The organism is Bacillus sp. GW821-FHT01G09 (assembly GCF_059422205.1).
Genome location: NZ_JBWKWL010000003.1, coordinates 372,602 through 395,134 on the forward strand (window position 1 = coordinate 372,602; position 22,533 = coordinate 395,134).

The window sequence follows — 22,533 nt, forward strand, 5'->3', positions numbered from 1 at the left end:
CCTCCTACTTCGCATAGAGATACATCATTCTCGGCGAACCGGATTGCGATAGAATTTCTCTCATATTCAAAAAATCAATTTCACTTTTAAACATTTTGTTCGCACCCATGGAAAACAGTGAGCCTAATCCGAAGCTTTCCTCATAAGAAATGACAGAGGCGTTTTTCAAATCCTTGTGATCCTTTTTCATCGCCGTAATGGTATCGTCATAAAAACCAAGCTCATCAACGAGGTTCAGTTTTTTCGCCTGCCGTCCGTCATACACGCGGCCGTCCGCAATTCTCTTTACCTCTGCTTTCGGCATGCTGCGCCCTTTTGAAATGACATCAACAAAGCCTTCATACGAATTATCAACCATCGATTGCATGATGTTTTTTTCTTCTTTCGTCATCTCACGGGAAGGAGACATAATGTCCTTATGGGCCCCGCTCTTAATCGTTTCAAAAGAAATGCCAAGCTTATCGGCAAGCTTTGAATAATTGACGCTTTCCATAATGACGCCGAGTGACCCGGTCAGGGTTTCCGGTGTCGCAAAAATCTTATCAGCCGCTGTTGAGATGTAATAGCCTCCTGATGCTGCCATCGAACCCATTGACACGTAAATCGGTTTTTTAGTTTCTTTCTTGATTTCTTCCAGTTTCTTATGTATTTCAGCACTTTCATACACTCCGCCACCCGGAGAATTCACCTTCAGAACGATACCTTTGACCGCCTTGTCATCTTTTGCGCGCTCAAGGTTTTTTAAGAACGTTCTGTGGTTATATCCGTCTGCACCAAGCAGACTGCTTGAGTCCCCATTATCCTGAATGGTGCCGCTGACCTCTAATACGGCAATTTTACTTGAGAGACTGCCGTTTTCCAGCGTCTTTTCCTGCGATTCATCCGTCAGTGATGTGAGATCCGTTTGAGCGCCTTTGACGCTTTCAAAGAAACTCATAGAGATGCTGACGATAATAGACACGCCGAAAATCCCCAGAGCAATCACTAATGCAATCCATCTTTTTGCATTCATTTTTTCTCCTCCTTTTTCCCAAACTCTCTCATTATACGATTCAATATGAAAAATGTTTCAATTAATGAGAAAGCTCCGGCTTAACGGGCTGCCGGCAAACGTGGTACACTTATGGCCAAAGGTATTTTATCACAAATACTGGATGGCAGAAAAACTTAAATATGACAGCAAAGGGGAAATGGGATATGACCGATCAACGCCGTAATGTTTATTTTTTTCACAAACAGGATCAGGAAACAAACGAACAAGCCCGCTCGTTAACACAATTGGCTGAAGAGCATGGATTTACCGTTGTGAACCAGCACTCAGACGCCAATATTATCGCTAGCATTGGCGGGGACGGCACATTTCTGCAGGCAGTCAGAAAGACGAATTTTCGTGACGACTGCTTGTACGTCGGCATTACCAAAAAGGGGAAAGCTCATTTATATTGCGACTTTCATAGTGATGAGCGAGAAAAAATGGTCGATGCAATGACGTTTGAACAAATTGAAGTGAGAAAATATCCGCTGATTGAAGTGACAGTGGATCATGCCAGTCCTTTTCACTGCTTAAACGAGGTATCCATCCGCTCAAGCATCATTAAAACCTTTGTGATGGACGTGCTGATTGACGATCTGCACTTTGAAACGTTTAGAGGTGACGGAATGATTATCTCAACGCCTACAGGGAGCACCGCCTATAACAAGTCTGTTGCAGGAGCGGTTGTTGATCCGCTGCTCCCATGCATGCAGGTATCTGAGCTTGCTTCTCTTAACAATAACACCTACCGGACACTCGGCTCGCCATTTGTCCTCAGCTCTGACCGAAAGCTGACCCTTCGTGTGGTGCAGGACGGCAATGAGCACCCAATCATTGGCTTAGACAATGAAGCACTCAGCACGAGAAATGTGAAGACGATCGAAATCAAACTGTCTAATAAGCAAATCAAAACAGTCAAACTAAAGGACAATTCATTTTGGGAAAAAGTGAAGCGTACTTTTTTATAGAAAATAAAAGGACAGGCTGCTGCCTGTCCTTTTACGATTTCTCATATACAATCTGGCCGTTAATCACGGTTTTTTTAATCTCTAAAAGATGAAGCTGTGCGGGGGCAATGGCAAACGGATCACCACTGAGAACTGTAAAATCCGCGTCATAGCCTTCCGCAATTTTTCCGCGTGACTTCTCTTTATAAATGATACCGGCGCTACCTTCTGTATAAAGCTTTATCGCTTCATATACAGGTAAACATTCACTTTCATTATAGCTTGGCCCGTTTTGCTCATGACTGCTTTTCCTGAGGACCGCGGACTGGATCCCTAGAAGCGGGTCAACAGGCTCAATCGGGGCATCTGAACCGCCCGCGCATAAAATGCCTTTAGATATGAGGGTTTTCCAGGCAAATGCAGTCTTCATCCGGTCTTTTCCGAGACGGTCAATGACCCACGGAAAGTCGCTTGCAACGAAGTGCGGCTGAAGGTCAAGTGCGATCGGCATACGTGCTGCTCTCTCGATTAATTCGTTATCAAGCACTTGAGCATGAATAAGCCGATCATGCCGGCCGTTTTTGGGCGGATGCTTTTCTATTGCGTTCAGCACTTTTTCAAAAGCAAGATCGCCGATTGCATGAACAGCAACCTCCATCCCTTTTTCTCTCGCTTTGCGAATGAGCCGGCCAAGGGTTTCGTCATCGTGAACCTGAACACCATTTGTTGATGGATCATCCTGATATGGTTCTTTCAATAAAGCCGTTCTCCCGCCAAGCGCCCCGTCCGTAAAGATTTTCATAGCACCGAACTCCACATACGGGCCGGACAGCTTCTCCAGCTGCTCCCATCGATCGACAGCTTCATGATGAACGAGCAAATGGCAGCGAAACGGATACTTTCCGCCAGCGGCAGCTTTCTCATAAGCTTTCATCGGCACCGAAACATCACCATAATAGGACAAGTCTTCCGAATGACCGCCCGTCAGGCCTTTTGTCCAGCAATCCTTTATTGCAGCCGTTAATGCCTCATCAACATAGTGTTGAGAGACTGGCGGGACAGCCTTCAGAATCAAATCCTGCGCCTTATCAAACAGGAGTCCGGACGGCTCTCCATTTGCATCTTTTACGATGACTCCGCCGTCAGGGTCAGGAGTATTTCTTGAAATTCCCGCTGCTTGAAGAGCCGCAGAATTGACAGCTATTGCATGCCGGCATATACGCTTGAGCAAGACGGGTCTGTCTGGAAACAGGCGATCAAGATCATGCTTAGTCAAGTAGTCAGGTGTCTCAAACTGATTTTCATTCCAGCCCTCTCCAATGAGCCAATCGTTTTTAGGAAGCTGCCGCTCTCTTTCCTTCGCAGCCTGTAAAATTGCATCTTTCGACGTCAGTGCGGACAGATCGAGCTGAAGCTGTTTCTCACCGTGGCCGATCAAATGTAGGTGGCTGTCAACAAAACCGGGGAACATCACTGCACCGTTCAGGCTGATTTCTTCTGTTTCCGGTGACCCGTACTTTTCCTTCAAAAGTTCATAGCTGCCGGTGCCTTTTATAACACCATCCTCAACATAAACTGCCTCAGTCCGATCGCCTTCTTCGAGCATCGTATAAATGAAACCGCCGTGCCATATCGCCTTCATTCACGTTCACTCTCTTTCTTTACGCCTTTTTATTGGCTTTGAGCTGTTCTTCACGTTTTCTTAATTCCACTCGTCTGATTTTTGCAGAAGCCGTTTTCGGCAGGCTTTCCACAAATTCAATTTCTCTAGGATATTTGTATGGAGCGGTAATCGTCTTCACATGGTTTTGCAGCATTTTGACAAGCTCATCACTGCGTTTTTCATGATTTTGCAGGACAACATATGCCTTTACGATGGAGCCTCTGATTTCATCAGGGCTTGCGACAACAGCACATTCTTTTACTTCTGGGTGCTTAACAAGCGCGTCTTCCACCTCGAAAGGCCCGATCGTATAGCCGGAGCTGATAATAATATCGTCATTTCGGCTTTCAAACCAGAAGTAACCTTCCTCATCTTTTCTTGCTCTGTCTCCCGTTAGGAAATAATCGCCGCGAATTTGTGTTTTCATTCTTTCCGGATCTTTAAAATACTCTTTAAAGAGCGCAGGCGTACTGAGGTGAACAGCGATATCGCCAACCTCACCAGGTTTGCAGATTTCACCGTCTTCATTTATGATCTCCACCTGATTTCCCGGTGTCGGTTTTCCCATGCTTCCCGGTTTAATAGGCGTATCTTTCAAAACACCAACCAAAAGCGTGCTTTCTGTTTGGCCATATCCGTCCCGTACCTTAATGCCAAAGTGCTTTTGGAAAACATCAATGACTTCACGGTTGAGCGGCTCGCCTGCGGAAACAGCGCTGTGCAGGGCAGAAAGATCAAAGCGGTCCAAGCCCTCGACCTTCGCCATTAAGCGGTATTCTGTCGGCGTACAGCAGAAAACATTGATTTTGTAGCGATTTAAAAGCTCTAGATATTTTTCTGCTTTGAATCTGCCGTGGTACACAAAACCGGTTGCTCCGCTGCCAAGCACCGCTAAAAACGGACTCCATACCCACTTTTGCCAGCCAGGGGCAGCAGTTGCCCAGACGATATCCTTTTCAGAAATGTCAAGCCAAGCGCCGGCAGAAGTTTTTAAATGAGCAAATGCCCATCCATGTGTATGTACAACACCTTTCGGCTGACCTGTTGTCCCGGATGTATAAGATAAGAAAGCCATATCATCTCTTGTTGTGTCAGCTGTTTTAAATTGGCTTCCGTCCGCTTCAATTGATAAGAGGTTTTTCCAGCCGGCATCATTTTCACCAATAGACAGTGTAATCAGTTTGTCAGCCGTACTGACATCCCGGAAAGCGCCAATAAATTCGGAGTAGACGATAGCGCCTTTTACCTCTGCATGTTCAATCCGGTATTCAAGATCTTTCGCGCGAAGCATTTCGGAGCACGGAATGACAACCATTCCTGATTTCAGGATAGCCAAATAAACAGCATAGGCTTCAAGCACCCGCGGAACCATTACAATCAGCTTGTCTCCCTTTTTAAATCCAAGATCAGCTAAGGCCGCTCCGATTTTATTTGTTTCTTCCATCAGCTTTTCATACGACCAAGATTCTTGCTTACCCGACTCGTCCTCCCACAGAAGAGCGGTTTTTTGTCCAGCGGCACTGAACTTTTCCATTTCATTCACTAAATTATATTGCATAGGGGCAATTAAATCTTCACGTTTTAACACGAACAACTCCTCACTTTCTCCACCCATTATACATAAATACAGGCTCTTTCCGTAAGGATATGCCTAAAAGCAACCTCTGTAAACATAGATTTTATAGGCCGCTGGTCCTTTTTTATATATAAAAAATGAAAAGGAGTGGGGATACCCCCACTCCTAAGCCATTATGTGAAATTGTAAATTAGAATTGTCCTCCGCCCATGTTTTGTTGAGCAAAAGATACAAGACGTTTTGTGATCTCTCCTCCAACAGAACCGTTAGCGCGAGAAGTTGTGTCTGCTCCAAGGTTTACACCGAATTCAGAAGCGATTTCTAATTTCATTTGGTCGATCGCTTGAGCAGCTCCTGGTACTAAAAGGTTGTTGCTGTTACCTGAGTTATTGTTAGCCATGTGTCTCACCTCCTTGTGAGTATAGAATGTGTCAAAACACATGGCTTCATTCAGAAAAACTTTGGTAATTGTATACAGGAGCTGAAAATTAATTTAAAAGAGTTCAGCGAATTTATCGTTAGCTTCTTGTTCGCTATACAGGGTCATTGTCTCAATGTTATCTACCGCTTCTTGAATATACGGCTCGAAATCAACAAAGCTTTCAAAGTGTTCAATTTTCTCTTTTTTAGGGCGTGTTTTCGGGCTTGGCGGTGTAAAGATCGTGCAGCAGTCTTCAAACGGCTGAATGCTTGTCTCATATGTGCCAATTTCCCGTGATTTTTCGATGATTTCTGTTTTGTCCATGGCGATTAATGGACGCAAAATCGGTGTTGACGTCACCGCATTAATTGCATACATGCTTTCAAGCGTTTGGCTCGCTACCTGACCGAGGCTTTCTCCCGTAATAATGGCAAGCCCGTTTCTCTTTTCTCTGATTCTGTCGGCGATCTGAAGCATGAGGCGGCGGGTTGCCGTCATTGTGTAATTTTCAGGAATTTGTTTTTGGATGAGCTCTTGCGTTTTTGTAAATGGAACAATATGAAGTGTCATGCTTCCCCCAAAACGGGACAGACATTTCGCCAGATCCATTACCTTTTGCTTTGCGCGCTCACTCGTGTATGGCGGGCTGAAGAAATGAACAGCTTCTACCGACAGTCCCCGTTTCATCGCATAAAAACCGGCCACAGGGCTGTCAAAACCGCCAGAAAGCATCAGCATCGCTTTTCCTGCTGAACCAACTGGCAGCCCGCCTGCACCTTTTTCATCACGAATTGTCAAAAATGTTGCTTCTTCCCTGATTTCGATTCTGAGCGGGATGTCTGGGTTGCGAACATCGACCGTCAATCCTTCTGTATTTCGCAAAATATGGCCGCCGATTTCAGCGTTCATCTGGTTTGTATCTAATTCAAATTGCTTATACGCTCTCTTTGTCGCGACTTTAAACGTATCACCTGGTTTATATTGATCTTTGATAGCCTTTAGTGCGGTTGCCTTAATATCATCAAGGCGGCTGTCACACTTAATTGCCAGGCTGAAGCTTTGAATCCCAAACACTTGCTTTAAATGAGGAAAAAGAGCCTCAGGATCCTCTCCATTTAATGTAATCGTCATACGATCCCTGTTGGAAAAGTATTTTAAATTCGGATAGTCTTTCAAAACGAGTCTGATGTTTTGTTTTAAGCGCTCAATAAAGCTTTTTCTGTTTTTGCCTTTGGTGGAAATTTCCCCAAAACGAATTAATATATGATCGTAATTCATGTTCTACCTCATCATTTCCCTTAATTTTTTGATACCAGGACGAAGCGCGTTCATAAACGGTTCTGCCACATCGCTTGTCTGGCTGTAATTTAAACTGATTCTGATGCTGCTTCCGGCAATCTGCTCTCCTTTGCCCATCTCTAAGAGAACTTTACTGGGCTTATGTTCTTTTGCCGAGCAAGCCGATGTTGTGGAGACGAAAATATCCTGTTCCTCAAGCATGTGTAAAAGCACTTCCGCTTTAATCCCCGGTACAGAGAAATTAATAATGTGCGGCGCGCTATTCATTTGAGGCGTGTTGATAACGACGCCCTCAATTTCACTCAGCCTTTTCATAAACAATTCCTTTGCGGCAGTCATCGTGTCAAGCCGTGTGTCAAAATCAGCAGAGGCCAGATTAATGGCCTTGGCAAGCGAAACCGCACCAGCAGTATGTTCTGTTCCGGCCCGTATGCCTTTTTGCTGAGAGCCTCCCGTTATGAGCGGAATAAGGCGTGTTCCTTCTTTTACAATAAGTGCGCCTGTCCCCTTTAGGCCGTGAAATTTATGCCCCGAAATTGAACATAGATCAATGCCGGCCTTTTCAATTGCCAAGGGCACTTTATAGATGCCCTGCACATAATCGACGTGAAACAAAATGTTCGAATGCTCTTTCAGCACTTCTCCTGCCTCTTCAATCGGCTGCACGGAACCGACTTCATTGTTCACATGCATCATGCTGACAAGCACAGTATCGGGACGGATGGCTGCTTTTAGTTCTTCAATAGAAACAAATCCGTCTTCATTCACAGAAAGATAAGTGATATCAAACCCGAACAACTCTTTCAGCTGTTCTAACGATTCCGTAACGGATGGATGTTCAATAGAAGTGGCAATGATATGTTTGCCTGTTTTTATCTTTGACAAAGCCGCTCCTTTTAAAGCCGCATTATTGGCTTCTGTGGCGCCTGACGTAAATACAATATCATATTTTTTTAGGCCTAAGGACCTTTTGATTTGATTTTTGGCTGCTTGAAGCAGCTGTTCCGTTTCGGCTCCATATCGGTGCAAAGATGAAGGATTGCCAAAGTATCGGCTGCTTGTCTGTTCATACACGTTCAAGACTTCATCGTAAGGCTTCGTCGTTGAACTATTATCTAAATATATCATCTTTTTTACTCCTTTATGAAAGCGGTACAAGGTATGATATTTATGTTACCATAACAAAATTTAATAGAAAATTACGAAAAACTAGTATTGACTTCTAATTTTTTTACCATATAATAAGATTTGTTCGTTTCGTCATATTATCTGACAATTAATTGACAGAATATTTTAACATAATTATTAGGAGGATTTTTTTCATGAAACACTCACTGCCTGTCAAAGATACCATTATTATTGGTTTCATGCTATTTGCGTTATTCTTTGGAGCAGGAAATATGATCTATCCGCCGGAACTTGGACAAGCAGCCGGACACAACGTCTGGAAGGCCATCGGCGGATTTTTACTGACAGGGGTAGGCCTGCCGCTTCTCGGCATTATCGCCATCGCATTAACCGGTAAGGACGCTAAAGGCCTTGCTGACAAAGCGCACCCTGTTTTCGGCACAATCTTTACTGTCGTGCTTTATTTATCAATCGGACCATTATTCGCCATCCCGAGAACAGGAACTGTTTCATATGAAATTGGCGCTGTTCCGTTTTTGACTGGCGTACCAGAAAGACTTTCTTTATTAATTTTTACACTTATCTTTTTCGGCGTTACGTACTATTTAGCGTTAAACCCATCCAAGGTTGTCGATCGAGTCGGAAAAATTCTGACTCCCATCAAATTCACAATTATTTTAATCATTGTTCTCAAAGCCATCTTCACGCCGATGGGCGGATTGGGCGCCGTGACAGAAGCATATAAAGGAACACCGGTTTTTAAAGGATTTTTAGAAGGCTATAAAACAATGGACGCACTTGCTTCAATTGTATTTGGCGTTGTCGTTGTAAATGCTGTAAAAAGCAAAGGCGTTACACAGTCTAAAGCTCTTGCTGCAGCCTGCATTAAAGCAGGTGTGATTGCCGCTTTAGGGCTGACTTTCATTTATGTATCCCTTGCTTATTTAGGTGCAACAAGCACAAATGCCATCGGTCCTGTTGGTGAAGGAGCTAAAATTTTATCTGCGTCTTCCCATTATTTATTCGGTTCATTAGGCAACATCGTACTCGGAGCAGCGATTACAGTCGCATGTTTAACAACAAGCATCGGCCTTGTCACATCTTGCGGCCAATATTTTTCAAAACTTATTCCGGCATTATCATATAAAATTGTCGTTACGATTGTCACGTTATTCAGCTTGATCATTGCGAATTTCGGACTCGCGCAAATTATCGCGTTTTCTGTTCCTATTTTATCAGCTATCTATCCACTTGCCATTGTCATTATCGTTCTTTCCTTCATCGATAAGATCTTTAAAGAAAGACGCGAAGTGTACATCGCTTGCTTGATCGGTACAGGACTTTTCAGTATTTTAGACGGTATCAAAGCAGCCGGTTTTTCACTTGGATCTTTAGATGTGTTTCTAAATGCGAATCTTCCTCTTTACAGCCTCGGCATCGGCTGGGTGCTTCCAGGAATCGTCGGAGCGGTTATCGGCTATGTGCTGACCTTATTCATCGGACCATCCAAACAGCTTAATGAAATAAGTTAATGTCACAGAACGCCTGCGTTATTGCGCAGGCGTTTTGTAATGAAAAAAAGAGCCTGCTCATTACACTGCGGGCTCTTTTTCATAGTCGTGATTATCTAAGCGGATATGTCTGCTTTGATTTTTTCAACTGCACCTGGCGCAGCCTTTTCTACAGCGGCAGCTGCAATTTCATAAGAGTCGTCATAATCAAAAGCATAAAAACGTCTTTCCGCTTCTTTCAGCTGTTCAGATAAAATATGATTCTGGCTTCTGAACCGGTTTCCGAACTGAATGATTTTTTCAATGAGGATGACCTGCTCGACAAGTTCCTCTGATTCCCGGCTTGCCCTGTTGACGATTTCTTCTGCTTGTTTCAAATGGGCTCCGGCTTCTTCCATATTTAATGGAAGTTCGTTTAGTTGATTGACTGTTTCTTGAATATGATGATGCGCGTTCTCCAGCATCTCTTGAATATGGCTCGGAATGCCTGGAATGTTGCTAGTCTTCAGCAGTCTAGCTGTCTCAGAAATTGTTTTTTTCAAATTGCTGAGCGTCTCCCTCGCCTGAAGCTCTTCTTTTCTCAGCGCTTGCAGATTTTCACGATACTCGGCATGCTCTTTTTTCACTTCTTCAATTTGCTTCTCTATTGAAGCAACTTCTTCTACTAAAAGTGAGTAAGCGACATGCTCTGCATCAAGCTTATCTTTAACGGATGATAGCAGCTTTCCAATTTCATCAAGGCGCTTTTCAAAAGCCTGCTGTTTGCCGAGCTCACCGGCTGTCAGCCTGTAGCTTTCCTTCACCAGCTCAGTTTCCGCTTTCGTATGCTCTTTCTCTTCTTTAAGCTTGTCGTAAGCAATAATCAATTCAGGCATTTTGCTTAGTACGGATTGACCGGCTTCAACTTCGCCCTCCAGCTGCTGATAAACAGATTGAATATTTTCGTCAATGAGCTGCAGGATTGCGGACGCTTCATCAATATCCAGTTCAGTCATCAGGACATGTTCCGCTCGTTTCAGCTGGTTTGACAGATTTTCTAATTCCTTATCAAGCTGGATATGCTCAAGCTTGTACCCTTTTTCTTTCATTTCGCCATAGCCATCCTTAAGCTTTGCAATCTGTCCGGGCACCGTCTGTTTACAGTCAGCTAACAGCTTCGGCACATCATCTATGTATGACTGAAGCCGTTCAAGATTGCGGTCCTGCTCAAGCAGTACTTTTCGTGCAGTAATATAGTTTCCGCCTTCTGTTTCTTCTTCAAATTGTTTGATGCCGCTCCAAATTTCGTCCAGATCCTTTTCAAGGCTGTCATAAAGCTCCCCGTAAAGGTGGCTGTAAGCCAGCAGGTTTTTTCGAGATTTCGAATAGCGCTCCCTCACCTGTTCAATCTCTTCACGGCTCTTTTCCTCACTTGTGACAAGATCGCTGATTTCCCGAAGAATCTTTTCAATGCTTGATTCAGCCGCTGTCAGCAGGTCGTCGATATGAACGAGCACTTGGTTGGCCTTTTTAAACCGGTATTTGTCTGCATTTTCCTCGGCATCATAAAGGAGCTCTTCAACTTTCGGCATGTGGGCTGTGACAATCTCATCCCATTCTTCACGCCACTTCTCAAAGAACTCTTCTGTCTGACCCGTCATTTTTAAATGTTTTATTTTAGACATTTCTTCCACGATCGACCGATTCAGAATTTCAATCTTCCACGATTCCAGCCGGTCGATTTCGGCGTAGATTTTTTTCCTGAAAAAGTAGCCTGCCGCAAACAGCGCAAGCAGTACAATTAATAATCCAATGACAAACTCCATAATGAGCCCCCTTGCTGTTTACCTTAATCTGTCAGGGTGTTTTATTTATTCAGAAAGATTTCAGGATATGTATTGAGAAAAACTGTCGTTTTCATTGTTATTATGATACCATGTAACAAACATTTTTTGACCAGAAATCAAAAACTTTTTGTGCAAAATCGGCAGGATTTGACTATTTTTTCATGGGGTGACATCAATGCAAAAGCGAGACGGACATATTCACACACCATTTTGCCCTCACGGCTCCAATGACACACTCAGACAATATGCAGAAGAAGCCTTAAAAAAAGGGTTCGAATCGATTACTTTTACCGAACACGCCCCATTGCCGCCCTCTTTTACCGATCCCACGCCGCTGAAAGACAGCGCGATGGCGCAAGCTTCTTTGGAACGCTATATTCATGAAATTTCCGGATTAAAAAAAGAATATCGCGGACAGCTTAGCATACGGACAGGGCTTGAAGTCGATTATATCGCTGAATTTGAAGACGAAATTACATTATTCCTAGACACATACGGGCCATATTTAGATGACAGCATCTTATCCGTTCATTTTTTGCGCACAGACTCTTCCTATCTATGCCTTGATTATGACGAGCATACCTTCAAAGAGCTGATTTCAGCCTGCGGAAGCATTGAAGCGGTATATGAACAATATTACCGGAGTATCTATTCTTCCATTGTAGCATCTCTCGGCGTTTATAAGCCAAAAAGAGTCGGTCACATCACACTCGTCCAAAAATTCATCAAGCTGTTTCCATACAGCATGTCAGAACATATTCGCGGCCTCGTTTCCCTGTGCCTGAATGCCATTGAAGAAAACGGAATGGAGCTCGACTTCAATACTTCCGGCTTAAGAAAAACTTACGCTGGCGGTATTTATATCGAGGATTGGATGCTGAATGAAGCGAAGCAAAAGAAGATCCCGCTTGTGTTTGGGTCAGATGCCCATCAAGCGGGAGATGTCGGATATGCGTATGAGGCGTTTTTGGAACGGTGCTAGTTGGTGAGCGCCACGTCCCCTGTCCGGAAGACGCTTCTGATCCAAATCTTGATTTCTTCAAAATACATTTTATAAAAATACGGCTCGTGCGGCTGCATGTAGAGTACTTCTGAAATATATTGAGGCTGGAGATAGGGCATCATCAAGAGAGATTTTAATTGGAGAATAAAATGAGGCAGCGGCAGCGTTAAATATTCACGCTGTTTTTCTCCTTCCTCAATGATCAGCTGAAAGATATACTTTTCCTTCATTAGATATGTCGACATAATTTCCCTGATTAATGTGGAGTCAATTGTGACTTCCCGGTAGACAAAACGAGTTAATTGACGATGATTATGCTGATAGGATAAAATATCGAAAACCAATTGAAGAAGCTGTTCCTGCGTGCTTTGAGAAGAGATATTGCTTGCCGCTGTTTCAAGCGTTTTGCTGTAGCCCTCGTAAAACTCTGAAACTAAGTGTTCCATCAAGCCTCCTTTGCCTTTAAAATAGTAGGAGATGTGCGCAACATTTACATCAGCTGACTTTGCGATTTCACGGACAGACGTGCCAGAAAATCCTTTTTGGTTAAAAAGCATGACAGCAGATTCAATAATTTTGTCTTTGGTGCTTACTTTCATACGGCTCACTCCTTCCTCTTGATACTATTCAAGCAGAAAGCCGCTGTTCCTGTAAGAACTTATCGACAAATGCCGGCAGAAAAGCCGGAACTTTGTTTTATATTATAGAAAAAGTGAGGGTTTTCCATGTTCCATGTCGAAAAACAATCTGGAGATAAAGAAAAAGACTATCAGCTTCTGCTAAAACAGCTCGAAGCCATGACCGAAGACGAAACAGACCAAATAGCTAACTATGCAAATGCCTCAGCACTGCTGTATCATTCGCTGCCTGAAGTCAACTGGGCGGGTTTCTATTTTGCCAAAGAAGAGGATGGACAGCTTGTGTTAGGTCCGTTCCAAGGCCTGCCGGCATGTGTTCGGATTCCTTTCGGCAGAGGGGTTTGCGGCACAGCGTACGCAAACGGAAAAGTGGAACGTGTTGAGGATGTAAACGCGTTTCCTGGACATATCGCCTGCGATGCAGCGTCTCAATCAGAAATTGTGCTTCCGATTCGTGTAGACGGAAAAATTGTCGGCGTCTTGGACATCGACAGCCCAGTGAAAAACCGTTTCGACGAAATTGATGAAAAATACTTAACTCAATTTGCCGAAACGCTAGAAAAAGCGTTAGCGTAGTAATATAAAAGCCCAAAACTGATATCGTTTTGGGCTTTTTTTATTTTATTGAGTCATGAATCATCAAGCGGTTTTTCCCGCTCCGTTTCGCGCTGTAGAGCGCTTCATCTGCCTCATGCACAAGCTCTTTCAGCGACTTTTTTGTTTCTGTCGTCCAGCAGGAGATACCGCAGGAAATGGTTACCTCGGGTTTCGTATTTTTTCTGACCGCATAAACCAGTCGCTCGGTAATCCGTTTCCCCACTGCAACCGGCACATTTGGCAAATAAATCGCCAGCTCCTCTCCTCCCCAGCGGGCACCGACATCATGCTTTCGGATGTTGCTTTTAATCACTGAAGCGACTTGAATTAAAATCTCGTCCCCAGTCTGATGGCCGTACGTATCATTTACATTCTTAAAATTATCAATATCAACAAGAATAAAAACACCCTTTTGGTGGATTTTCATGCTGTATTGAATTTTTTCATCTAAATACGCTCGTGAATACAGTTCAGTCAGCTGATCTGTTTTCACGAGATGCTCAAGGCGGTCGCGAAGCATTGAATTGGTTACAGCCAGTGTCGCGTGATGAATCAGCGCCTGAAACAGCTTGTACATTTCAAATGTAAAAGCGTACAGCTCCTGTTTCAATAAAACCGCAAAGCCTAAAAGCCGGTCGTTTTGAATCATCGGAGCAGCCATCAGCGAGCCGTACCCCGCCTTCCCAAAAACAGACTGGCCATTCCCGATGAAAACCCCTTTTTCACCTTCATACAGCTTTTCTTTCAGCTCATTATAAAAATCTGACGGCTTCGCTTCTTTAAAAAATGCTGTGCTGCCTGGAAGCAATGTTAGGTTTTCAAAATGGTCTATATGAAAAAATCCCACTTCTTCTGCCTGAAACGATTCTGCCATTCTCACAGCCAGATCATTCATTGTATCAGTCAGTGTCAGCCGCTGATTCAGGCGGCGTGATGTTTCATTAATCAATTCCAAATTTGCGATGCTTGCTTTGGATTGTTCGTAGAGCTGGGCATTTTCAAACGCTTTTCCCGCGGCGTTTGCTAACAGCGACATTTCATCAAGGCAGGCATCAGCAAGAAAGCTGTCACCCGTTCCCTCAGCCTTCAACACCCCGTATGTGCCCTGCTGTCCTTTGATCGGAATATAGGCGGCAGATTCATTTTTCCGCAAAATGTCTCCGGACAAATACACTTTGAGCGCAAAGGAATCGGATTTTTCCCCTTCCATATACAGCTCTTTTGCAGGTATCCCTAAACATTGGTCTTGATCGTGCGATATAAATAAAGAAAACTCAAAAAGAGAAAATGTGCTGGTCAAGCTTTCTAAAAGCTGCTTCAGCACATCTGTCTGATCAAGCAGTGAATGGAACAGCTCTGTCATTTTGTATATCTTTTTTTGGTAGATCGTTTTGTTATAGAGTCTTTCCTGTTTCATCGACTGGTTTAAAAATGAAGCAACCACGTTCGGAAGCCCTTCAGGAATCTCTTCATCCTGCCTGCATGCAAGATGGAAACGCCTGCCAGAGCCGTCCTCAATCAGATAACATGAAGCGTTTATTTTTGAAGCGGAAAAACGCGCTTCACCATCTGCCAGTTTTGTCACAAAGTCTGATGGTGACGGTGTAAGCGAAACACAAAGGGTTGAAAAATAGGTTTGAATAGCCGAAGTCAGCCATATTAAAGAGTCGGTGAATGTGACTTTTTCAGATTTGGTTAATAAAAAATCGAGCATATGATAATGAAAGGCGGATAATTGATCTTTAGTTTGTTCTACCATGTTTTTATCACCTAAAAGTTTACCACTAATTTTTGTTTATTATATCATAAACGGTGAAGCAATAATGGAGGAATGGTTGACTTCAAAACAAATAAATTATATAATGACCTTTGTGTGAAATATTGCAGCCTTTTTGTTCAGCTTCTATGTTTTCATTTTGTTCCTTATCAATAAGGTGTATCGTGTAACTCTCTGCTGCTGGAGCGAGGATACATGAAAACAAAATGTGCATGGTCGAATAGAGCAGACGGTTTTTATTTTCCACAAAAATAAAACCAAAGGAGGAGTCACATTATGGCTCGCTATACAGGTCCATCTTGGAAACTGTCCCGCCGTCTAGGAATCTCTCTTAGCGGTACAGGAAAAGAATTAGAAAAACGCCCTTACGCTCCAGGTCCACACGGCCCAGGACAACGTAAAAAATTATCAGAATACGGTTTGCAATTGCAAGAAAAGCAAAAGCTTCGTCACATGTACGGTGTAAACGAACGTCAATTCCGCACTTTGTTTGACAAAGCTGGCAAACTAGCTGGTAAACACGGTGAAAACTTCATGATTCTTTTAGATTCTCGTCTTGATAACGTTGTGTACAAGCTAGGTTTAGCACGTACTCGCCGTCAAGCTCGCCAATTGGTTAACCACGGTCACATTCTTGTAGACGGAAGCCGCGTTGACATCCCGTCTTACCAAGTAAAACCTGGTCAAACAATCGGTGTTCGTGAAAAATCAAGAAACCTTTCTATCATCAAAGAATCTGTTGAAGTAAACAACTTCGTTCCTGAATACCTTACTTTCGACGCTGAAAAGCTTGAAGGTACTTTCACTCGTCTTCCTGAGCGTTCTGAACTTGCTCCGGAAATTAACGAAGCGCTTATCGTTGAGTTCTACTCTCGTTAATCGTTTTAAAAACCCCTGCCGCTATGCGGTCGGGGTTTTTTTATCGTCTATTTTGTCTTTTGCCTCTTGCTGGCCAACACTATCCTGCGCCTGCTGCTCCCAATAATCCCGCTGCAGCCGTTCTTTTGCAATCGTACACATGAGATTCACGCTTTAGCGCTCCTTTCATTTAAAAGGTGGTGATTGGTCGTGTTTGCCCTATCTAATATACTCTTTTCCTTTCATTCCTATGCGGTAAACAAAAAGATCCTTTGCCTTCAGTGGCAAAGGATCTTTTTCTTATTTATACGTCACAAGGAAGTATTTTTTCTTCCCGCGGCGCAGAACAGTAAATTGATTTTCGATACGGTCTTCAGCTGACAGGGTATAATTTATTTCCGTCTGGCGTTCACCGTTAATGTAAACAGCTCCGTTTTGAATGTCTTCACGCGCTTGGCGTTTAGAAGGAGATAATTTAGATTGCACCAACACATCTACAAGTGAAAGCTCTTGGCTGCTGTCAACTTCCATAGAAGGAACATCTTTAAAACCTACTTTTACGTCTTGAGCAGAAAGCTCTTTAATATTGCCGCTGAACAGCGCTTGGGAGATGTTGATGGCTTGCTCCAGCGCCTCGCGTCCGTGAACAAGTGATGTCACTTCTTCTGCCAGGCGTTTTTGTGCTTCACGTTTTTCTGGCGCCGTTTCTGTTTTTTCAGCGTATGCTTCAATTTCCTCTTTTGAAAGGAACGTAAAGTATTTCAAGTATTTGACAACGTCACGGTCGTCTGTGTTGATCCAAAATTGATAGAATTCATATGGCGATGTTTTTTCTTTATCAAGCCAGATCGCGCCGCCTTCCGTTTTTCCGAACTTCGTGCCGTCTGCTTTTGTGACAAGCGGAATCGTTAGGCCGAACGCTTTTGCTCCTTCTTCTTCTGATTTTCTGATCAGTTCAAGACCCGCTGTGATATTGCCCCACTGATCGCTTCCGCCGATTTGCAGTTTACAGTTTTTGTCTCTGTAAAGATTTAAGAAATCATAAGATTGAAGAATCATGTAGCTGAATTCCGTGTACGAGATGCCGGATTCAATTCTTGAGCTGACCGTATCTTTTGCCAGCATGTAATTGATGCCGAAATTTTTACCAACGTCACGAAGGAAATCGATCACATTCATTTTGCCGATCCAGTCAAAGTTGTTCGCGATGACAGCTGGGTTTTCTGCTGCTTCAAAATCTAGAAATCTGGACAGCTGGTTTTTGATTTTTTGGGACCATTCGGATACGATGTCAGCGGTGTTTAATGTACGCTCTGCTTTTTTTCCGCTTGGATCACCGATGAGGCCCGTCGCGCCGCCCACAAGCGCAATCGGATGATGCCCTGCAAGCTGAAAACGTCGAAGTGTTAAAATAGGCAGCAGGTGTCCGATATGCAAGCTGTCTGCTGTCGGGTCAAAGCCTGAGTACAAGCGTATTTTTTCTTCATTCAGCTGTTTATTTAACCCTTCTTCATCTGTCATTTGCTGAATCAATCCGCGGAAGGATAAGTCTTCAAGTAAGTTTGTCATAAGATAAAGCTCCTTTTTTGATTAAAATAAAAAACGCCCCTTCGTTTACACGAAGGGACGATTGATTATCGCGGTACCACCCTACTAATAAGAGAATTCAAACATTCGTCTTATCACTTTGCCTGATAACGGATCAGGTCCGTTCTTTCACTACTGAAAGCCTGGGCGGCTTTGTTTGCAAAAGCGGTTCATGAGTGTATTCGATATATCCGTCTGTGCTGATTTTCACCGGCCATCAGCTCTCTGGAACGTAAGGATATTCTACTTGTCTCAATCTTTACCTTTTCATATGAAGCTATATCATTTTTAACATAAATAAAATCCTGTGTCAACGCCGCCTTTTAATCCTCCATTGTTGACAGATCTCCAGCCGGCAGATTAAGCTCCCATGCCTTCAGCACGCGCCTCATGATCTTTCCGCTTCGGGTTTTCGGAAGTTTATCTTTAAATTCGATCTCACGCGGAGCCGCATGGGCTGCAAGACCCTGCTTTACAAATAGGCGGATCTCTTCTTTCAGTTTATCAGACGGCTCAAATCCTTCCCTGAGTGCAATAAAGGCTTTAATGATTTCTCCACGCACCGGGTCAGGCTTTCCGATTACGCCTGCTTCTGCAATAGCCGGATGTTCCACAAGCTTGCTTTCCACTTCAAATGGGCCGACGCGCTCACCGGAGGTCATGATGACGTCATCAACTCTGCCTTGGAACCAAAAGTATCCCTCTTCATCCATGTAAGCAGAATCCCCAGACACATACCAGCCGCCCGGCATGAAATATGATTCATACTTTTCAGGGTTATTCCAAATGGTATGCATCATGGAAGGCCAGCCCTTTTTGATGGCGAGATTGCCCATTCGGTACGGGGGAAGCTCGTTGCCTTGATTGTCAACGATCGCTGCCTCCACTCCTGGAATCGGCTTACCCATTGAACCCGGTTTAATATCCATGCAAGGATAGTTGCAGATGAGCTGACTGCCCGTTTCGGTCATCCACCAGGTATCATGGATTCGTTTGTTAAAAACTTTATGTCCCCATCTGATGACTTCCGGATTTAGCGGCTCACCGACACTGAGCACATGCCGTAGTGAAGTTAGATCATATTTCGCAGCCATCTCATCTCCCGCTCCCATCAGCATCCGAAAAGCGGTCGGCGCGCTGTACCAGACATTGACGCCAAGCTGTTCAATCGTTCCATACCAGCTTTCCGGGCTGAAACGACCGCCGACGATGACATTTGTCGCTCCGTTCAGCCACGGTGCAAAAATGCCGTATACCGTACCTGTCACCCAGCCAGGATCAGCCGTGCACCAATAAATGTCTTCTTCCTTTAAATCAAGGACCCATTTTCCTGTTTGATATTGCTGAATCATCGCTTCATGGACATGCAGCACGCCCTTTGGCGTACCAGTGGAACCTGATGTATAGTGAAGCAGAAAGCCGTCTTTTTTATCCATCCATTCGATATCCAGTCTTGTGCTTTCCTGTTTCGCTGCTTCATCATAATTGATGATATTCGTGCCGCTCTCAGCCTCTCCCCCGACTACGAAGACATGCTGCAAGTGAGGCAGTTTGTCTGCCGGTATTCTCTCCAGCAGCTCAGGCGTTGTGACAACAACCTTTGCCTCACTGTTTTCAAGCCGGTCTTTCACCGCTCCCTCCATAAATGCTTCGAACAGCGGCCCGGCGATGGCGCCAATTTTGATTGCGCCAAGCATAATAAAATAAAGCTCGGGTGATCTTGGCATAAAAATAAAAACGCGGTCCCCTTTTTCCACATTTCCATACCGTCTCAGCACATTCCCGGCTCTGTTTGATTCTTCCTTCATTTCTTTAAATGTGTATTTTTCATCCCTTTTTGCGTCTTTATAATAAAGCGCTACTTTGTTTTTTCGAAACGATTCGGCATGGCGGTCAATCGCTTCATACGCCGCATTCAGTTTACCTGTCTCATGCCAAGAGAAATGTTTCTCTGCCTCGGCCCAATCAAAATGCCGGTACGTTTCTTCATAGTTTTTTAAGTTATGATCCCCCTCTATTGCTGGTAACGCTTTCAAATTCATGCCCAAACATCCCCCTTTGCTGAAGTTGTCACAATTATTATAGTATATATTCATATTCTTCTCAATTTTTAAAATATAAATCATGTTGAAAACGCTTTATAATTTGGTATTCTTAAAGAAGGCATGTATTTTTATAAGAATTGATGGGACGGTGAATTAGTGGAACATCATAAAACATACCATTCAGCAAACATCAAAACAGCAACCGGCTCTTTACTGATAGAAGGGCCTGTCTCTCCAGAGGATTTGGCAGGTTATGAGTTTCATAAAGATTTAACCGCATTTCGCCCGCCTCGCGAGCAGCATGAAGCGCTAGTCGACATTGCAGGCCTTCCCGAAGGGCGCATTATTATTGCCAGAGACGGCCGAACCATTGTCGGCTATGTCACGTATTTATATCCTGACCCGCTCGAAAGATGGTCTGAAGGAAATATGGAGGATTTGATTGAGCTCGGAGCCATCGAAGTAGCGCCGGACTATCGGGGATGCGCTGTCGGAAAGACGCTCCTGACCGTCAGCATGATGGATGAACAAATGGAAAACTACATTGTGATGACGACAGAATATTACTGGCATTGGGATTTAAAAGGGATGAAAAAAGATGTGTGGGAATACAGAAAGATCATGGAAAAGATGATGAATGCAGGCGGATTGGTCTGGTTTGCAACGGATGAGCCGGAGATCAGCTCCCACCCTGCAAACTGTCTGATGGCCCGCATTGGAAAAAACGTCAGCCAAGAATCAATTGAGCAATTTGACAGGCTCCGTTTTTATCATCGTTATATGTATTAACTGACACTGGCAAAGGGGAAAAAATAATGATTGTTGAGCAAATCATGAAAAGAGATGTCATTACATTAACGAAGACAGATACGCTTGAAACAGCCATATGCAAACTGAAGGAATTCCATATCAGACATCTGCCTGTTGTAGATGAAGAACGACACGTGATCGGCATGATTACAGACAGAGACATGAAACAGGCCAGCCCGAGTATTTTTGAAGAAAACAAACGAAGCCTATTTCTCACACGAAGCGTAGATTCAATTATGAAAAAGGATGTTGTCTGCGCCCACCCGTTAGATTTTGTCGAAGAAATATCAGCCGTGTTCTACGAGCATGGCATCGGCTGCCTTCCAGTGGTACACCATCAAAAATTAATAGGCATTTTAACAAAAACCGATTTGCTGCGGACGTTTGTCAAATTGACAGGCGCTGACCAGCCGGGATCACAAATTGAAATAAAAGTAAACGACATCACCAAAAGCCTCGCTGAGATCAGCAGCCTTTGCCAAGACCTTCAAGTGAAAATATTAAGCGTGCTTGTTTATCCGCATGACGATCCCGGTGTAAAAGTGCTTGTCTTCCGTGTAAAAACGATGAATCCGCTGCCGTTTTTGCAGGCATTACAAAGAAATGGACACCACGTCGTATGGCCGTCAGAGCAAAGGGATCTGCTATGAGAGACAGTGTATTTATCTATTCTCCATCCTACCAAACCTATATGTTTCATCAGGAGCATCCCTTTAATCAGCAGCGGGTTCTGTTAACATATGATTTGCTTAAGACGATCAATGCCTTTGATGATGGAGACATTGTCACCCCCAGACTCGCTTCAGAAGAGGAGCTTTCCCTTGTCCACACGGACGATTACATTCAGGCCGTAAAGCTTGCGGGCGCCGGAAAGCTTCCCGCTGAAGAAGGAGAAAGCTACGGGCTCGGCACTGAAGACACACCCGTCTTTGCCGGCATGCACGAAGCGGCATCACTCTTGGTCGGCGGCACTTTAACGGCCGCAGACTGGGTCATGTCAGGACAAGCCCTGCATGCGGCAAACCTTGGTGGAGGGCTTCATCATGGCTTTCGCGGGAGAGCATCAGGATTCTGCATATACAACGACAGCGCTGTGGCGATTCAATATATCCAGAAAAAATATAGGTCCAGAGTGCTTTATATTGATACGGACGCCCACCACGGGGACGGTGTGCAATTTACATTTTACGATAATCCTGACGTATGCACGCTGTCCATTCATGAAACAGGAAGGTATTTATTCCCTGGAACCGGCCAGATCCAAGAAAAAGGCAGCGGAAAAGGATATGGCTATTCCTTTAATATCCCGCTTGACGCTTTTACAGAGGATGATTCTTTTCTTGAGGCTTACCGGACAGCAGCTTCAGAAGTCGCCGCGTATTTCGAGCCCGATGTCATTATCAGCCAAAACGGCGCCGATGCCCATTACTACGACCCGCTGACGCATTTATCAGCAACAATCAATATATACGAAGAAATCCCCCGTCTTGCACACACTTTGGCTCATCAATATTGCGGAGGGAAATGGATTGCAGTCGGAGGCGGCGGATATGATATTTGGCGTGTCGTGCCCCGCGCCTGGGCCAGAATATGGCTTGAAATGAAGGGAATTGATCCGGGACACGAGATCCCGCCGGAATGGATTGCTAAATGGCAAAAACAATGCCCCGTGGCCCTTCCGTCGAGCTGGAGCGATCCGGCTGATTTATATCCTCCGATTCCCCGCAAGCCTGAAATTACAGAAAAAAATGCCCAAACTGTCAGCAAAGCATTATATGCGATACGTTCTGAACAGCAAAGAACAAAGTAAAAAA

At 44.1% G+C, this 22,533-nt stretch carries 20 protein-coding genes and 1 other annotated feature; of the genes, 8 read left to right on the plus strand and 12 right to left on the minus strand.

The genetic code is table 11. From position 1 onward, the window contains the following. Positions 1-4: 4 nt before the first annotated feature. On the minus strand, positions 5-1,012 hold the full coding sequence (gene sppA, locus AC07VD_RS12560; RefSeq protein ID WP_024572159.1) for a signal peptide peptidase SppA: 1,008 nt from the start codon (positions 1,010-1,012) through the stop codon (positions 5-7). A 185-nt stretch (positions 1,013-1,197) separates the two neighbouring features. Here sppA and AC07VD_RS12565 point away from each other — a divergent pair, with 185 nt between their 5' ends. Beyond that, positions 1,198-2,001: an NAD kinase gene (locus AC07VD_RS12565; RefSeq protein ID WP_153256370.1), complete on the plus strand. Its 804-nt coding sequence runs from the start codon at positions 1,198-1,200 to the stop codon at positions 1,999-2,001. 31 nt (positions 2,002-2,032) lie between these two features. On the opposite strand, the gene AC07VD_RS12570 is transcribed toward AC07VD_RS12565, so the two are convergent. The 5 genes from AC07VD_RS12570 to AC07VD_RS12590 form a co-directional block, all read right to left on the minus strand. After that, positions 2,033-3,622, minus strand: coding sequence for an amidohydrolase (locus tag AC07VD_RS12570; RefSeq protein ID WP_124058856.1), 1,590 nt, complete (start codon positions 3,620-3,622; stop codon positions 2,033-2,035). A gap of 19 nt (positions 3,623-3,641) precedes the next feature. Next, positions 3,642-5,231: an acyl-CoA synthetase MbcS gene (gene mbcS / locus AC07VD_RS12575; protein WP_015714519.1), complete on the minus strand. Its 1,590-nt coding sequence runs from the start codon at positions 5,229-5,231 to the stop codon at positions 3,642-3,644. Positions 5,232-5,409: 178 nt separating this feature from the next. Continuing rightward, positions 5,410-5,619 (minus strand): alpha type acid-soluble spore protein SspA, encoded by a 210-nt coding sequence (sspA, locus tag AC07VD_RS12580; protein WP_003223491.1) that lies wholly within the window; start codon positions 5,617-5,619, stop codon positions 5,410-5,412. Positions 5,620-5,712: 93 nt separating this feature from the next. Next, positions 5,713-6,918 (minus strand): tRNA uracil 4-sulfurtransferase ThiI, encoded by a 1,206-nt coding sequence (gene thiI, locus AC07VD_RS12585; RefSeq protein WP_003229326.1) that lies wholly within the window; start codon positions 6,916-6,918, stop codon positions 5,713-5,715. Positions 6,919-6,921: 3 nt separating this feature from the next. Further along, a complete protein-coding gene (locus AC07VD_RS12590) occupies positions 6,922-8,067 on the minus strand; it encodes a cysteine desulfurase family protein (protein ID WP_086344201.1) in 1,146 nt (381 codons plus the stop codon). A 194-nt stretch (positions 8,068-8,261) separates the two neighbouring features. Here AC07VD_RS12590 and brnQ point away from each other — a divergent pair, with 194 nt between their 5' ends. Beyond that, positions 8,262-9,599 (plus strand): branched-chain amino acid transport system II carrier protein, encoded by a 1,338-nt coding sequence (gene brnQ / locus AC07VD_RS12595; protein WP_003229322.1) that lies wholly within the window; start codon positions 8,262-8,264, stop codon positions 9,597-9,599. A 95-nt stretch (positions 9,600-9,694) separates the two neighbouring features. On the opposite strand, the gene ezrA is transcribed toward brnQ, so the two are convergent. After that, complete coding sequence (ezrA, locus tag AC07VD_RS12600) at positions 9,695-11,383, minus strand: septation ring formation regulator EzrA (protein WP_014480561.1); 1,689 nt, start codon at positions 11,381-11,383, stop codon at positions 9,695-9,697. Between the two features lie 196 nt (positions 11,384-11,579). Between ezrA and hisJ the strand changes: the two genes are divergently transcribed. After that, positions 11,580-12,386, plus strand: a complete 807-nt coding sequence (hisJ, locus tag AC07VD_RS12605; protein WP_003229318.1) for a histidinol-phosphatase HisJ — start codon at positions 11,580-11,582, stop codon at positions 12,384-12,386. Here hisJ and refZ read toward each other — a convergent pair. Beyond that, positions 12,383-13,006 (minus strand): transcriptional regulator RefZ, encoded by a 624-nt coding sequence (refZ, locus tag AC07VD_RS12610; RefSeq protein WP_014477663.1) that lies wholly within the window; start codon positions 13,004-13,006, stop codon positions 12,383-12,385. The genes hisJ and refZ overlap by 4 nt on opposite strands. Positions 13,007-13,132: 126 nt before the next feature. Here refZ and AC07VD_RS12615 point away from each other — a divergent pair, with 126 nt between their 5' ends. Continuing rightward, positions 13,133-13,621, plus strand: a complete 489-nt coding sequence (locus AC07VD_RS12615; protein ID WP_494721770.1) for a GAF domain-containing protein — start codon at positions 13,133-13,135, stop codon at positions 13,619-13,621. A 40-nt stretch (positions 13,622-13,661) separates the two neighbouring features. On the opposite strand, the gene AC07VD_RS12620 is transcribed toward AC07VD_RS12615, so the two are convergent. After that, on the minus strand, positions 13,662-15,401 hold the full coding sequence (locus tag AC07VD_RS12620) for a diguanylate cyclase domain-containing protein (RefSeq protein WP_342819589.1): 1,740 nt from the start codon (positions 15,399-15,401) through the stop codon (positions 13,662-13,664). A gap of 294 nt (positions 15,402-15,695) precedes the next feature. Between AC07VD_RS12620 and rpsD the strand changes: the two genes are divergently transcribed. After that, on the plus strand, positions 15,696-16,298 hold the full coding sequence (gene rpsD / locus AC07VD_RS12625) for a 30S ribosomal protein S4 (RefSeq protein ID WP_003223474.1): 603 nt from the start codon (positions 15,696-15,698) through the stop codon (positions 16,296-16,298). Positions 16,299-16,319: 21 nt separating this feature from the next. On the opposite strand, the gene sr7p is transcribed toward rpsD, so the two are convergent. The 3 genes from sr7p to acsA form a co-directional block, all read right to left on the minus strand. Further along, a complete protein-coding gene (sr7p, locus tag AC07VD_RS12630; RefSeq protein WP_015483566.1) occupies positions 16,320-16,448 on the minus strand; it encodes a small protein SR7P in 129 nt (42 codons plus the stop codon). A gap of 129 nt (positions 16,449-16,577) precedes the next feature. Then, a complete protein-coding gene (tyrS, locus tag AC07VD_RS12635) occupies positions 16,578-17,846 on the minus strand; it encodes a tyrosine--tRNA ligase (protein ID WP_024571561.1) in 1,269 nt (422 codons plus the stop codon). 50 nt (positions 17,847-17,896) lie between these two features. Next, positions 17,897-18,133: a binding site (T-box leader), on the minus strand. A 54-nt stretch (positions 18,134-18,187) separates the two neighbouring features. After that, on the minus strand, positions 18,188-19,906 hold the full coding sequence (gene acsA, locus AC07VD_RS12640) for an acetate--CoA ligase (protein WP_029318255.1): 1,719 nt from the start codon (positions 19,904-19,906) through the stop codon (positions 18,188-18,190). A gap of 159 nt (positions 19,907-20,065) precedes the next feature. On the opposite strand from acsA, the gene acuA reads away from it, so the two are divergent. Genes acuA through AC07VD_RS12655 form a run of 3 tightly spaced genes read left to right on the plus strand, consistent with a single transcriptional unit; the run spans position 20,066 to position 22,529 of the window. Beyond that, positions 20,066-20,698, plus strand: coding sequence for an acetoin utilization protein acetyltransferase AcuA (gene acuA / locus AC07VD_RS12645; RefSeq protein WP_003229296.1), 633 nt, complete (start codon positions 20,066-20,068; stop codon positions 20,696-20,698). 26 nt (positions 20,699-20,724) lie between these two features. Continuing rightward, positions 20,725-21,369, plus strand: coding sequence for an acetoin utilization AcuB family protein (locus AC07VD_RS12650; protein WP_003229294.1), 645 nt, complete (start codon positions 20,725-20,727; stop codon positions 21,367-21,369). Next, entirely contained in the window at positions 21,366-22,529 is a 1,164-nt protein-coding gene (locus tag AC07VD_RS12655) for an acetoin utilization protein AcuC (RefSeq protein WP_024572896.1), read from the plus strand. The genes AC07VD_RS12650 and AC07VD_RS12655 overlap by 4 nt, the downstream gene beginning before the upstream one ends. Positions 22,530-22,533 lie beyond the last annotated feature (4 nt).

Coding starts and splice junctions, on each gene's coding strand:
- refZ (WP_014477663.1), bottom strand. CDS start 13,006: ATGAAAGTAAGCACCAAAGACAAAATTATTGAATCTGCTGTCATGCTT.
- AC07VD_RS12570 (WP_124058856.1), bottom strand. CDS start 3,622: ATGAAGGCGATATGGCACGGCGGTTTCATTTATACGATGCTCGAAGAA.
- acsA (WP_029318255.1), bottom strand. CDS start 19,906: ATGAATTTGAAAGCGTTACCAGCAATAGAGGGGGATCATAACTTAAAA.
- sppA (WP_024572159.1), bottom strand. CDS start 1,012: ATGAATGCAAAAAGATGGATTGCATTAGTGATTGCTCTGGGGATTTTC.
- AC07VD_RS12655 (WP_024572896.1), top strand. CDS start 21,366: ATGAGAGACAGTGTATTTATCTATTCTCCATCCTACCAAACCTATATG.
- AC07VD_RS12565 (WP_153256370.1), top strand. CDS start 1,198: ATGACCGATCAACGCCGTAATGTTTATTTTTTTCACAAACAGGATCAG.
- AC07VD_RS12620 (WP_342819589.1), bottom strand. CDS start 15,401: ATGGTAGAACAAACTAAAGATCAATTATCCGCCTTTCATTATCATATG.
- ezrA (WP_014480561.1), bottom strand. CDS start 11,383: ATGGAGTTTGTCATTGGATTATTAATTGTACTGCTTGCGCTGTTTGCG.
- AC07VD_RS12590 (WP_086344201.1), bottom strand. CDS start 8,067: ATGATATATTTAGATAATAGTTCAACGACGAAGCCTTACGATGAAGTC.
- hisJ (WP_003229318.1), top strand. CDS start 11,580: ATGCAAAAGCGAGACGGACATATTCACACACCATTTTGCCCTCACGGC.
- thiI (WP_003229326.1), bottom strand. CDS start 6,918: ATGAATTACGATCATATATTAATTCGTTTTGGGGAAATTTCCACCAAA.
- AC07VD_RS12650 (WP_003229294.1), top strand. CDS start 20,725: ATGATTGTTGAGCAAATCATGAAAAGAGATGTCATTACATTAACGAAG.
- tyrS (WP_024571561.1), bottom strand. CDS start 17,846: ATGACAAACTTACTTGAAGACTTATCCTTCCGCGGATTGATTCAGCAA.
- rpsD (WP_003223474.1), top strand. CDS start 15,696: ATGGCTCGCTATACAGGTCCATCTTGGAAACTGTCCCGCCGTCTAGGA.
- sspA (WP_003223491.1), bottom strand. CDS start 5,619: ATGGCTAACAATAACTCAGGTAACAGCAACAACCTTTTAGTACCAGGA.
- brnQ (WP_003229322.1), top strand. CDS start 8,262: ATGAAACACTCACTGCCTGTCAAAGATACCATTATTATTGGTTTCATG.
- AC07VD_RS12615 (WP_494721770.1), top strand. CDS start 13,133: ATGTTCCATGTCGAAAAACAATCTGGAGATAAAGAAAAAGACTATCAG.